This is a genomic window from Pseudidiomarina sp. WS423 (genome assembly GCF_050750165.1).
Lineage (GTDB): Bacteria > Pseudomonadota > Gammaproteobacteria > Enterobacterales > Alteromonadaceae > Pseudidiomarina > Pseudidiomarina fusca.
This window is the reverse complement of sequence record NZ_JBOJLN010000001.1, coordinates 636,707-648,867: the sequence shown is the minus strand read 5'-3', so window position 1 is coordinate 648,867 and position 12,161 is coordinate 636,707. Positions and strand designations below refer to the sequence as shown.

Below are 12,161 nucleotides of genomic sequence, written 5' to 3'. Positions count from 1 at the left end.
GATTTAATTAAAAAACATAGACTTACTCAGAGTATGAGCCGAAAAGGAAATTGTTGGGATAATGCCTGTGCCGAAAGCTTCTTTCACTCATTAAAGGTCGAAGCCTTGCAGGACGAGCCCATCATGGATCGAGAAAATATGCGCCGAGCAGTCTTTGAGTACATCGAAGTTGATTACAACAAGACAAGAAGGCATAGTGCTATTGGCTATCTCAGCCCAGAGAACTTTGAATTAACAAATAGTGCTTAGCAAAGTGTCCACTTTTAGTGGTACGGATCAGTGCTGCTGTTGGATTTGCAAGTGAGGTAATACCCCAAATAGCTTCAGGTGGAAGTGTAAGTGATTGGGGAGAGGTAGCCATGCAAACTGGTATTGGCGCTATCTCAGGAGGAACAGGCGGTGCGGCAGGTAAGTTAGCGAGTAAAGCTATCGGTGCATTAACAAAACCAGCTTCGGCAATGGGAAGCGGTGCTTCAAAGGTTGCAACTGAAGGTGATGCGGGAGCGAGAAACCCTTCAGATCCTGCTGCGGGACTATCAAGCTTACCGGCTACAGATCCTGCTGTTAACGGTGGGGCAGCTAGAGGCTCATCCAACATAAGTAACAGCAATAATTGCCCAGCTACAGCTTCTAACTGTTCATAAGGAAATGCTATGAAGATTACTCTGTACTTTTTATTCGCGTTAATGATGATGTCGTGCTCAGAGAACATGCAAATTGACAGTGAGATGGCATCAGGAATCGAGAAGGATTCTATTGAATTACTAGGATTATACCCATCCGAAAATTTTGGCGTAGACATTACGGGTAGCGTTGTGATCAGTGATTTGAATCCTGAAAAAGTTTATGTTTCTGATAAGGGAATTTATATTGTTTTGAATTCTTCGCTAGCTACAGAAAGCGGTATCTATGTACCTAGGCCTGAGGTACAGGTTGATACATCAAATGGTAATGATCCTAGCTATGAACATGTGAGCGGAAGAGTATATAAATACAAAATAAAAGGGTAATAATTCATTCTAAATCCAAAGCCCCACCCTCACCAGTAACTCGGTGTCGGCGGGGCTTTTTGTTACCAAAGCAGACAACACTCTTCAGCAAATTCGCCATCTTTCCACTGGCCGAGAGACTTTTTGCCATCGGGTGTGGTTCGAACAAGGTGATTTGGGTAATCTGGCAGATGCAGCAGTGCAATACGCAACTTCAGGCTCAGTTGACTTAAAACAGTCGTTAATAAGTGGTGCTGTTGGAGCCGTAACGGGAGGACTAACTTCTTTAGCAAAGTCAGGATTAACTGTGGGAGGGAAAGTTGTCGCAACTCAATTTGAAAAAGCAGCTGCTGGAGCATTAGTTACTTCAGGTAGCGCCGTTGCTGGTACAGGCGGCTATGCAGTCAATGAGTCGCTGAACGGAAATACCCCTACTGCTGGGAATACTGCTGTAAATGGATTATTGTCAGCGACTGGCCCCGGTAAGCAAGTAGGCAATGCTATTGGAAAGGTTGCCGATTTTACGAAAGACACATTCCGCTCCCTAGACAATCAAGCTACTGATCTTGCGACTCAAGCAACTTCAGAATTGGCTGGCAAATCAGTTGATGAGGCAATTAAAAAAGATGAATGATTCGACTAAAAAAAGCATCTTTATAAGAGCAATTAAGTTTAGCCTTATATCATCGGTAATTATCATATTACTGGTTATCTACAGGATGCTTACTTCAGACGTTGTTGGAACTCCAACAGAGATAATTATAAGGTTTATTGTTACATGCCTAAGTGTGGTAGGAGCAATGTACATTGTTTTTGTTATCTATCTTTACTTAAATCCTGAGGCAGATAAACCAAGAAACTGATAATTACTTCTGAAGTAAAAAAAGTTTGAATCCAAGCCTCTCCCTCAGGTGATGCTCAAGGACGGGTATATGTCACCACAGACCAGATTTCTGCGGCTGATGCTAACAATGCATTGTTTATGGGGCAAGGTGGAACAAAGGGAACCCATAGAGTTGAAATCACTCCTGACGATAATTTACCATTGCAGGGTGGTACGCAGCCAAACGAATTGATACACCAAGGCTCTATTAGAGATGGGCGTCAAGGAACCATTGAGGTAAAAGAAAATGACTTTTAAGTTATCAACTGACAATTATTACGAGTTATTAGCTCTACATAAAGCTTTATTGGAGTCTAAATTCAATAATGCTCCAAATGATTTTGATGTTTCTAAGAGTCCTATTGTGAATAAATTATATGCTGAGGTTCTCGAAACTCTTCTGCAAGCAGAATTAGAAAAAAATGGGGAAGCTGGAAAAAATAGATGGATTTCATGGTTTCAAATGGACAAAGCCAAACGTGAATGGAGTGTTGCACTTAATACAGTAAAACGCGAACGTTTATGGTCTGATTGGGATAACCAAAAAAAGAAAGACTTTGCAAAAGCAGTTGTCTACCCGTTTCAGCTTAATGAAGAAAACCTGCAAATGTTTATTACAGAAGCAGACAATTTAACCTGTAGCCAGTAATACTGACTTGAATCTAAAGCCTCGCCCTCGCAGTCACAATGAAGGCCAATAATCTTCTCTTTTCAATTCAAATCGTGGCATATTGCTTAAGTAACTAGCGTGACAGTCTTGATTAGCGCGGCTACTATGGAAATCTGTTATAATGCCCGCAATTACCCTGTTGCAACAAGGCTAACATGGGATATCGAGGAATTATGAGCACTAACGACCAATCATCTAATGCAGATACCATTCAATACGAAGTTGAAATCCCTTCTCGTGAAGAGCTTTTACATGCTGTCACAGCTAGATTAAAGCCGATAAGCTTTGATGAACTTGTCAAACATTTTAACTTGGCTGATGAACGGCAACTCGTTGGGATGAAACGTCGCTTGCGCGCGATGGAACGAGATGGCCAATTAATTTATACCAAAGCCAATGCTTATGGTTTACCAGAGCGAATGAGCCTAATTAAAGGACGTATTATTGGTCATCGTGAAGGTTTTGGTTTTTGTCGCCCAGACGAAGGTGGTGCAGACTTATTCATTCCTCACCACCAAATGTATAACGTTTTGCATGGCGATATTGTGTTAGTGCAGCAGCAAGGAACAGATAGCAAAGGTCGAGCCGAAGGACGCATTGTCCGCGTGATTGAACCGCGTTCAGGAGATATCGTTGGGCGTTATTTTGTTGAACACAATATTGGTGTGGTGGTACCAGATGATAGTCGTATAAGTCAGGATCTTATCATCCCCGAAGGCCAAGCAAATGGCGCTCGACATGGGCAAATTGTCGTAGCTGAGGTGACGCAACGACCAACTCGACGGAGTAGTCCAATTGGCACCATAACTAAAGTCTTGGGCGAGCATATGGCGCCTGGAATGGAAATTGAAATAGCCATTCGTGAACATAATATCCCAACGCAATGGTCATCGGCAGTTTCCCAAGAGTTAGAAAGCGTTGGAGAGGACGTGCCAGCTGAAGCTTATCAAGACAGGAAGGACCTGCGTAGCTTACCGCTGATCACAATCGATGGTGATGATTCGCGTGACTTTGATGATGCGGTTTGCGCAGAACCGCATGGTGACGGTTGGAAGCTGTGGGTTGCCATCGCGGATGTGAGCTACTATGTAAGACCTAATAGTGCGTTAGACAAAGATGCCTTAGAGCGGGGAAATTCTGTTTATTTTCCGAACTTTGTCGTACCTATGTTACCGGAGAAGCTGTCTAACGGGTTATGTTCGTTGAATCCTGACGTAGACCGCCTATGCATGGTGGCGGAAATGACAATCAACAAACGAGGCAAATTAACGCACTCAGAGTTCTATCCTGCCGTGATGAAATCCCACGCCCGGTTAACTTATAACAAAGTAGCCGCAATATTGGCTGGGGATCCGACATTACGCTCTGATTATGCTTCAGTTTTAAGCAACATCGAGCATTTGCATGACTTATATAAGATACTTAAGCAAGCACGACAGCAGCGTTCAGCAATTGAGTTTGAAACTCTTGAAACGCGATTTATTTTTAATGCTCAGCGTAAAATTGAATCGATAGAACCTGTTCGCAGGAATGTAGCTCACACCATCATCGAAGAATGCATGATTATGGCGAATGTAGCGACGGCACGCCTGATTGAGGGCGATGATGAGGCGGGTGCACTATTTCGCATCCATGAAACTCCAAGCAGTGAAAAGTTAACGGCATTTCGTGGCTTTCTAGCGGAACTGGGGCTGCGCATGAAAGGTGGTGATGAGCCTAGTCCACGAGATTATGCGGAGGTGCTTAAACAAGTTGCTGAACGTCCTGATGCAGAATTGATCCAAACCATGTTGCTCAGATCGATGCAGCAAGCAGTCTATAGTCCTGATAACGTTGGTCATTTTGGCTTAGCGTTAACTGAATACGCTCATTTTACCTCACCGATTAGACGTTACCCAGATTTGATTTTACATCGGGCAATTAAAGCCATATTAAAAAAACAGCAAGGACCTTCGCCCGCCTTGAGCGGTGCTTGGATGTATCCAGACGAGCAATTGGATCATTTGGGTGAGCACTGTTCAATGACGGAGAGACGTGCTGATGATGCTACTCGTCAAGTGGATGAGTGGCTTAAATGCGAATTTATGCGCGACCACGTGGGGACTGAATTTACTGGCGTCATTGCAGCGGTAACTAATTTTGGCTTATTTGTTCGGATTGATGACTTACAAATTGACGGACTAGTGCATATTAGTAACTTGGATAATGATTATTATCACTATGATAGCGCGAAACATTTATTGATAGGGGAAAACAGTCGGCGGGTATTTCGGTTAGGTGATAAAGCTCGCATCCGGGTAAAATCAGTTAACCTTGATGAACGTAAAATTGATTTAGAATTACTCTCGGCGGAGAGCCCAACAGGGGTAACTCGCATGAATGAATCGTCTCCCCGAGCGTCACGAGATGGCACCTTAGCCCGTAACAAAAAAGTCAAAAAAGCAAAAAAAGAGAAAACAAAAGCGCGCATTAAATCCAAGCGCAAACAAAAAGAATCAGCACGTAAGGCGCGCAAACCTCAACGCTGATGGTCCTGTTTTATATCGATGAGTGAGTTATGAGTAAAAAAGTAACGATTTTTGGAATGCACTCTGTGCGTGCTATTCTTGAACAACATCCTGAACGACTGGTTGAGGTTTTCGCTACTCGTGAGCGCCAGGATAAGCCTTTACAAGACTTGGTAAGTCAAGCGCAGCGATTGGGATTACGGGTACAGTTTGTGCCCAAAGCAACCCTCGATAAAAAGGCCGACAATGGCAATCATCAAGGTATTGCTATTACCGCTTTAGAAGCTCCACAGTTGACTGAGAATGATCTTGATGCGCTTTGTGCAAAAGCTGGCAAAGCTGCTTTGTTTTTAGTTTTAGATGGAGTAACCGATCCGCACAATTTAGGTGCGTGTTTGCGTACTGCTGATGCCGCGGGAGTAACCGCGGTGATAGCTCCAAAAGATAAATCAGCCTCACTCAACCCTACGGTGCGCAAGGTTGCTAGTGGTGCAGCAGAGACAGTTCCTTTTGTCCAGGTTACTAATCTTGCGCGTACTTTACGTCAGTTACAAGAAAACCAAGTGTGGGTTATTGGCACCGCCGGTGAAGCGAATGATAGTGTCTACCAAGTTGATTACACGGGGCCTGTGGCGATAGTGATGGGAGCCGAGGGCGACGGTATGCGTCGTTTAACTCGTGAAACCTGTGATCAACTGATAAAAATTCCATTGCTAGGTAGCGTAAGTAGTTTGAATGTCTCCGTTGCTACTGGAGTTTGTTTGTATGAAGTAGTGAGACAGCGTCATGTTTAATCGTCGCCGTATTCGTCCCATTATTATTTCGCTAATCATTATGGTGTTGCTGGCGTTGGCTTGGTTACCTACCGGTGACTTGCTCCCTGAACAGCGCAGTAATAAACCATTTTTATTTATCAGTTATAGCACACCAGTGCCGAATAATAATGCGCTACAAGACGTGTTGTTTGATGTGCAGCAGCGTCTTGAACAACGCCATGAATGGAAGCTTATCGATGAGCCGGCAGATTATGCATGGCAATTAACGGTATCCGTTAGCCAACCCGATAATCTTGAATTATTAGGAGAACTCACCGGTCCCAATGCGGATCTTCAACGCTTTAAGATTCAAGGGCGCCCAGAAGCTATGGGAGCATTACCGGAGCAGTATGTAAAAGTATTGATAGATCTAGTAGAAGCCGGAGATAACGCACAATGATGCTTGTGATTGTGTGCTTTTTCGGCTAAGATCCCGCCGCTTAAATCAGTCTGAAGTATTCATTCATCTAAAAAGCGTTCCTTGCTGCTGAGGGTGTGACTGAGCCCGTTAGTAGCTATGAACCATAAGGAGCAGAAATGCGTCATTATGAAATCGTATTCATGGTCCATCCAGACCAGAGCGAGCAAGTACCTGGCATGATCGAGCGTTACAGCGAGACCATCAAAGCAGGTAACGGTACCATTCATCGTTTGGAAGACTGGGGCCGTCGTCAATTGGCTTACCCAATCAACAAGTTGCACAAAGCACACTACGTGTTGATGAACATCGAAGCGACTGCTGAAGTTGTAGACGAGCTAGAAACAGCTTTCCGTTACAACGATGCGGTTTTACGCAACATGATCATGCGCAAGAAAGAAGCTGAATCTGAAGCATCTGTTTTGAGCAAGAAAGATGAGCCGCGTAAAGCTGATAGCCGCAACGAAGAGCAAGACGACAACGACGCAGCGTAAGCTGATAATCGTTGTGTCTACTATTGTGTAGTCTGTGCAAAATCACTTTGTTGTCAGTGGTGCAGTTGTTAAACCACCGCAATTAACCCACAGTCCGGCTGGCATTAGCCACTTGAAATTTGTTTTAGAGCATCGCTCAGAACAAATAGAGGCTGGATTACCACGACGTGCCTATGTACGCATGGTTACCGTAGTGAGTGGGGCATTAGCAACACAATGGGCAAATGAATTAAACGTTGGAAGTGACATACAAGTTTCAGGTTTTTTGAATCGAATAGAAGATAAAAACGGTATTGGTAAACTGGTATTGCATGCCCAGCAACTTGTGAAGATTTGAGGAGACCATCATGGCTCGTTTTTTCCGTCGCCGTAAATTCTGCCGTTTCAAGGCTGAAGGCGTTAAAGAAATTGATTACAAAGATATCGCTACTCTGAAAAACTACATCACTGAGAGTGGCAAAATCGTTCCTAGCCGTATCACTGGCACTTCTGCGAAGTATCAGCGTCAGTTGGCGCGTGCAATTAAACGTGCACGTTATTTGTCTTTGCTGCCTTACACTGATTCACATCAGTAAGCCGGCATTGCGAACGATCTCAAGAACTCAGAGGTAGCGAACAATGGAAATTATTCTGTTAGACAAAATTGCCAACTTAGGTGGCCTGGGTGACCAGGTTTCTGTTAAGTCTGGCTACGCACGTAACTTTTTGTTCCCGCAAGGTAAAGCAGTTCCTGCAACCGCTGCGAACATTCAAGTTTTCGAAGAGCGTCGGGCTGAATTAGAAGCTAAATTAGCTGCTGACTTAGCTGCCGCTCAAGAACGTGCAGAGAAAGTAAATGCATTAGAGCCAGTAGTTATTAGCTCAAAAGCTGGTGACGAAGGTAAACTGTTTGGTTCAATCGGTACTCGTGATATCGCTGATGCGGTAACTGCTGCAGGTGTTGCGGTAGTAAAATCAGAAGTATTGTTACCGAACGGCACGTTACGTGACGTTGGCGAATATGACATCGAGTTGCACTTGCACTCGGACGTATTTGCAACCGTTAAATTGCAGGTTGTTGCTGAAGATTAATTCAGCTGCTGCAAGCAAACTAGAAAAGCTGTCCATTTGGGCAGCTTTTTTTTTTGGATTTTTTATGACGCATTGTAAACCTTACATCAGCAACGTGCGACATACTGATTAACTTAATAAGAATCGCTGTACAAAATACCAAGATAGGATTTCCCGTGACAGCTCAAACTTTAACAGCATCATATTTTGATGACCCGGATGTAAAGCTTGCGCAGCAGGCCGGACAAGGCGATTTGAAGGCGTTTCGTGAAATATATGAACGGCATCATCGGCGTGTTTATGGCTTGGTGATGCGTCTTGCAGGTGATTTGGATACGGCGAATGATGTGACCCAAGAAGTGTTTATTCAGCTATGGAAGCACTTAGCGAGTTTTCGCGGCGAAAGTAAATTTAGTACTTGGCTGCATACCGTCGCTACGCGCGTCGTCATAACTGAGTTGCGTAAACAAAACCGTCGTGTACAGCAGTTGCAGCTGGTCGGAGACGGACAAACTGAATTCGAACAGAACTTGGTACATAGTGATGGGCCAGATTTGGGGCGCCTTGATGGTTTGATTCGGCGACTACCCTTGCAAATGCGCTGGGTGTTTGTTCTGCATTGCTTAGAGGGAATGCGTCATGAAGATGTAGCCGAAGAGTTAGGAATAGCGATAGGCACCAGTAAAGTTCAGGTGCACCGTGCCAGAGCGTTATTAGAGGAGTGGTTAAGCGATGACAACGCCGAATAATAGTTCAAGCAACGCATTAGATTCGTTGATAGACGAAACGATGCGAAATGGTGGTGAGATAACGCCACCCAAAGAATTGTGGCGTGGCATTGAGGCGAGTATTAGCCGACAACAGCTCGGTTCGCAGTTGCAAGTAAATAATAACAGACGTTGGGTGATAGGTATTGCTGCGTCATTATTCGTTGCCATCGGAGTGCTTATGGGTACTCACCATGTGCAAATGTTGAGTCCAGGTAACAGGTTGCAAACCGAGGCGCAGATGAAATTGCTGACGATGGTAACCCAACAGCACCAGCAACAGCGTGAGTTGCTATTAAGCAATTACCAAGATGCCGGTTTTACGCCCTCATTTAGTGAATTAGAAGTAGAGTTACAACAACTACGTGAAGCAGCAATTAAAGTGACTCAGCAACTGCAGCAAGAGCCCAATAATCTGGAGCTATGGAAGTTTTTACAGTGGTTGCACCAGCAGGAGCTTGAGCTATTGAAAACTATGTATATGCAGCCGCGCACTTATCGGCAGGTTTAAACAAAGCACAATAGAGGAATGTATCAATGAACAAATTAATTCAATTAGCCATGGCCGGCACGTTATTACTATTACCAAATTTAGCTTTAGCCAAAGGTGAACCGATAAACCAGAAACTTGAAATACCTGCCAATACGCGGGTCGTGATTGATACGATGCGCGGCGAGGTTGACGTACGTGGCACTGATTCAAATATCGCCGAGGTGGTAGGTAACCTCGATGAAAGCGCGGAAGAATTTATTTTCGAACTGAATGGCAACACCTTAACTATTCGCGTGAAAATGCCAAACGATGGCAACTTCTCAAACAGCGACGGTAATGATTTGAGAATAACCTTACCGAAGACCGTGAGAGTTGAAGCGCAAAGCGTTTCGGCTGACTTTGTTTTTAATCGTTTTACGGGCAAGGTGATAATTAACAGCGTTAGTGGTGATATTACAACTTCTTATTTAACCGGTGGGGTGAATTTAGAATCGGTAAGTGGTGACATTAAGGGACGAGAATTAGCCGGTGAAATCACCTTAAACAGTGTTAGTGGTGACATAGAAGATCAGGGGAGTGATAGTTCGCGTGCAACATACGCCACTGTTAGCGGTAACGTAAAAGCTAAGACTAATGCTCGTGTAGTGCGTGCTGAAGGGGTATCAGGTGATGTGCAACTAACCCTGGCTCATGTCGATTCACTAGACATTAATAATGTTAGTGGAGACGTTAATGTAAATACAGCTCTAAATGAAAGCGCACGAGTGAATGTAGAAACCGTGAGCGGCGATACGACGATACAATTAGGCAAGGTTATTCATGCCGATATTGAAGTGCGCACAAGCGCCGGTGGTAACATCATTAACCGCTTGAATGGCGTGAAAGCGGCAGAAAGTAAGTTCGGATTAGGACAAAGCCTGAAACTCGAGCTTGGCGAACGCAACAGCACAGTGAGTCTGCACAGTGTAAGTGGCAATATTGTTTTACATAAGTAAATGAATTAACACCAATGTCTCATAGCCAAGCTAAGCAAATCAGTAAATTTATGCTGATTTGCTTTCTTCGCGCTCGCTGATTTTGTATAGTCTCAGGTGAATTATTCATCTTCACTCACTGAGAGATACATGGCAGAAAAGCGCACTACCAAGCAAGCCTGGCAGGGACAGCAAAAGCTCAAAGACGCCAAGCTTGATGCAATAAAAACCCCTCCACATTCCATTGAAGCAGAACAATCCGTATTGGGTGGACTGATGCTGGATAACCAAGCGTGGGATACTATTGCTGGGGAGTTAATTGCCGATGACTTCTATCATCGCGGTCACCGCTTGATCTATCGTGCTATGCATCATTTAGCCGAGCGAAGCCAACCGATTGACTTAATTACGGTATCAGAAGTACTCGAGGCAAATAATGAATTGCAAGATGTGGGTGGTTTTGCCTATCTAGGTGAAATTGCAAAAAACACCCCGAGCGCAGCTAATATTAGGGCCTATGCACAAATTGTGCGTGAGCGAGCGATTTTGCGCGAGATGATCGCCGTTGCAAATGAGATTGCTGAAGCTGGATTTGATACTCAGAATCGTACCAGCGCTGAGTTACTTGATATGGCTGAAACAAAGGTTTTAGCTATTGCTGAGAAGCGTACTAGCGAAAATGATGGGCCCCAAGCTATCTCTCCGATTTTGGCCAGAACTATTAGTAAAATTGAAGAGCTTGGTGCTATTAAGAATCATAATGGCGTAACTGGTGTTGCTACTGGCTTCTTAGATTTGGATCAGATGACAGCAGGTTTGCAACCATCCGACTTAATTATCGTGGCAGCACGGCCATCGATGGGTAAAACAACCTTCGCCATGAATTTAGTCGAAAACGTTGCCATGAGAAACGATAAACCGGTAGTGGTTTTTAGCCTAGAGATGCCTGCAGAACAAATCATGATGCGGATGATGGCGTCCTTAAGTTCTGTCGATCAAACTAAGGTTCGGACCGGCCGGTTGGATGAACAGGAATGGTTGAGAATTGCATCAACAGTCAATATTTTAAAAGAAAAGAATAACATTTATATCGATGATGCGTCTGGCCTGACTCCGACTGAAGTGCGCGCTAGAGCACGACGTATTCACCGCGATCATGATGGTTTAGGCTTGATTATGGTGGATTACTTGCAGTTGATGACGGTACCTGGAATGTCTGAAAATCGGACGCTAGAAATAGCAGAGATTTCGCGCTCCTTGAAATCGTTAGCGAAAGAATTGAAAGTACCTGTCATTGCCTTATCTCAGCTTAACCGTTCACTCGAACAGCGTTCTGATAAACGTCCGGTGAACTCGGATTTGCGCGAGTCTGGCTCGATTGAGCAAGATGCTGACGTTATCATGTTTATTTATCGAGACGAGGTTTATCACCCAGAATCAGAAGAGAAGGGGATTGCCGAAATCATCATAGGTAAGCAGCGGAATGGTCCGATAGGACGGGTTAAATTGAAGTTTAAAGGGCAGTTTTCAAGATTTGATAATTTGGCCAAGATGGATATACCAGACGGGCCAGACTATTAATTGATTGAGCTAGCAGTTGGCAACTGCTAGCTCACGCAATCTCGACAGAGACCATGAGCTTCGATGGTTTGTGAAACGACCACAAACCCTTGGTCTTCTGCTTGTTTACGCAAAGCCTCGTAAACCCCATCTGATTGAATTTCTTGTACCGCACCACATTGCTCGCAAATCAACATCTGTACTGGATGCTGATGATCAAAATGAGAGCACAAAACGTAGCTGTTTGAGGACGTGATTTTGTGCACAAAACCTTGTTCTTGAAGAAAATCAAGAGCACGGTAAATGGTCGGTGGTTTAGCATTAGGTACAGCCGCTTTAAGCTTGTCCAATAAATCGTAAGCTCCGATAGCGCCTTCTTGACCTGCTAAGATTTCAAAAACTTCGCGCCGTGCGGGCGTTAGTCTAGCCCCACGTTGTTCGCATAATTTTTCGGCCTTGTTTATCAGGCGTTGGGTTTCTTGTGTGTTCATGCAACGAAGTTTATCATCGCTTATGGATACGGCAAAGTATAACCTTTCAT

17 protein-coding genes are annotated in these 12,161 nt (G+C 44.3%); 15 read left to right on the top strand and 2 right to left on the bottom strand.

Annotation, left to right across the window (positions count from 1 at the left end):
• On the top strand, nucleotides 1-249 hold a 249-nt coding region (locus ACQ661_RS03040), incomplete at its 5' end, for an IS3 family transposase (protein ID WP_431667566.1).
• Here the strand turns inward: ACQ661_RS03040 and ACQ661_RS03035 are convergent.
• Nucleotides 212-712, bottom strand: coding sequence for a hypothetical protein (locus ACQ661_RS03035; protein ID WP_153826726.1), 501 nt, complete (start codon nucleotides 710-712; stop codon nucleotides 212-214). The genes ACQ661_RS03040 and ACQ661_RS03035 overlap by 38 nt on opposite strands.
• On the opposite strand from ACQ661_RS03035, the gene ACQ661_RS03030 reads away from it, so the two are divergent.
• The 14 genes from ACQ661_RS03030 to dnaB all read left to right on the top strand — a co-directional run bounded on the left by ACQ661_RS03030 (nucleotide 711) and on the right by dnaB (nucleotide 11,641).
• Entirely contained in the window at nucleotides 711-1,010 is a 300-nt protein-coding gene (locus ACQ661_RS03030) for a hypothetical protein (RefSeq protein WP_153826727.1), read from the top strand. The genes ACQ661_RS03035 and ACQ661_RS03030 overlap by 2 nt on opposite strands.
• Nucleotides 1,011-1,053: 43 nt before the next feature.
• Nucleotides 1,054-1,623: a hypothetical protein gene (locus ACQ661_RS03025; protein ID WP_153826728.1), complete on the top strand. Its 570-nt coding sequence runs from the start codon at nucleotides 1,054-1,056 to the stop codon at nucleotides 1,621-1,623.
• A 496-nt stretch (nucleotides 1,624-2,119) separates the two neighbouring features.
• The gene (locus ACQ661_RS03020) at nucleotides 2,120-2,521 is read left to right on the top strand and encodes a hypothetical protein (RefSeq protein ID WP_153826729.1); all 402 of its coding nucleotides are present in this window, start codon (nucleotides 2,120-2,122) and stop codon (nucleotides 2,519-2,521) included.
• Nucleotides 2,522-2,715: 194 nt separating this feature from the next.
• Nucleotides 2,716-5,070, top strand: a complete 2,355-nt coding sequence (gene rnr / locus ACQ661_RS03015; protein ID WP_431667563.1) for a ribonuclease R — start codon at nucleotides 2,716-2,718, stop codon at nucleotides 5,068-5,070.
• Nucleotides 5,071-5,099: 29 nt separating this feature from the next.
• Nucleotides 5,100-5,843: a 23S rRNA (guanosine(2251)-2'-O)-methyltransferase RlmB gene (rlmB, locus tag ACQ661_RS03010; protein ID WP_431667561.1), complete on the top strand. Its 744-nt coding sequence runs from the start codon at nucleotides 5,100-5,102 to the stop codon at nucleotides 5,841-5,843.
• Complete coding sequence (locus ACQ661_RS03005; protein ID WP_153826731.1) at nucleotides 5,836-6,264, top strand: hypothetical protein; 429 nt, start codon at nucleotides 5,836-5,838, stop codon at nucleotides 6,262-6,264. Before rlmB ends, ACQ661_RS03005 begins: the two co-directional genes overlap by 8 nt.
• Nucleotides 6,265-6,401: 137 nt before the next feature.
• Nucleotides 6,402-6,776, top strand: coding sequence for a 30S ribosomal protein S6 (rpsF, locus tag ACQ661_RS03000; RefSeq protein WP_110076173.1), 375 nt, complete (start codon nucleotides 6,402-6,404; stop codon nucleotides 6,774-6,776).
• Nucleotides 6,777-6,810: 34 nt separating this feature from the next.
• Nucleotides 6,811-7,113: a primosomal replication protein N gene (gene priB, locus ACQ661_RS02995; RefSeq protein ID WP_110076174.1), complete on the top strand. Its 303-nt coding sequence runs from the start codon at nucleotides 6,811-6,813 to the stop codon at nucleotides 7,111-7,113.
• A 10-nt stretch (nucleotides 7,114-7,123) separates the two neighbouring features.
• Entirely contained in the window at nucleotides 7,124-7,351 is a 228-nt protein-coding gene (gene rpsR, locus ACQ661_RS02990) for a 30S ribosomal protein S18 (protein WP_006956988.1), read from the top strand.
• Between the two features lie 43 nt (nucleotides 7,352-7,394).
• The gene (rplI, locus tag ACQ661_RS02985) at nucleotides 7,395-7,847 is read left to right on the top strand and encodes a 50S ribosomal protein L9 (RefSeq protein ID WP_110076175.1); all 453 of its coding nucleotides are present in this window, start codon (nucleotides 7,395-7,397) and stop codon (nucleotides 7,845-7,847) included.
• Nucleotides 7,848-8,002: 155 nt separating this feature from the next.
• Entirely contained in the window at nucleotides 8,003-8,575 is a 573-nt protein-coding gene (locus tag ACQ661_RS02980) for an RNA polymerase sigma factor (RefSeq protein ID WP_431667559.1), read from the top strand.
• Complete coding sequence (locus ACQ661_RS02975; RefSeq protein WP_431667558.1) at nucleotides 8,559-9,104, top strand: hypothetical protein; 546 nt, start codon at nucleotides 8,559-8,561, stop codon at nucleotides 9,102-9,104. The genes ACQ661_RS02980 and ACQ661_RS02975 overlap by 17 nt, the downstream gene beginning before the upstream one ends.
• A gap of 26 nt (nucleotides 9,105-9,130) precedes the next feature.
• Nucleotides 9,131-10,081 (top strand): DUF4097 family beta strand repeat-containing protein, encoded by a 951-nt coding sequence (locus ACQ661_RS02970; protein WP_431667556.1) that lies wholly within the window; start codon nucleotides 9,131-9,133, stop codon nucleotides 10,079-10,081.
• Nucleotides 10,082-10,210: 129 nt separating this feature from the next.
• A complete protein-coding gene (dnaB, locus tag ACQ661_RS02965) occupies nucleotides 10,211-11,641 on the top strand; it encodes a replicative DNA helicase (RefSeq protein ID WP_153826735.1) in 1,431 nt (476 codons plus the stop codon).
• A 26-nt stretch (nucleotides 11,642-11,667) separates the two neighbouring features.
• On the opposite strand, the gene zur is transcribed toward dnaB, so the two are convergent.
• Nucleotides 11,668-12,111: a zinc uptake transcriptional repressor Zur gene (gene zur / locus ACQ661_RS02960; RefSeq protein ID WP_110076179.1), complete on the bottom strand. Its 444-nt coding sequence runs from the start codon at nucleotides 12,109-12,111 to the stop codon at nucleotides 11,668-11,670.
• Nucleotides 12,112-12,161 lie beyond the last annotated feature (50 nt).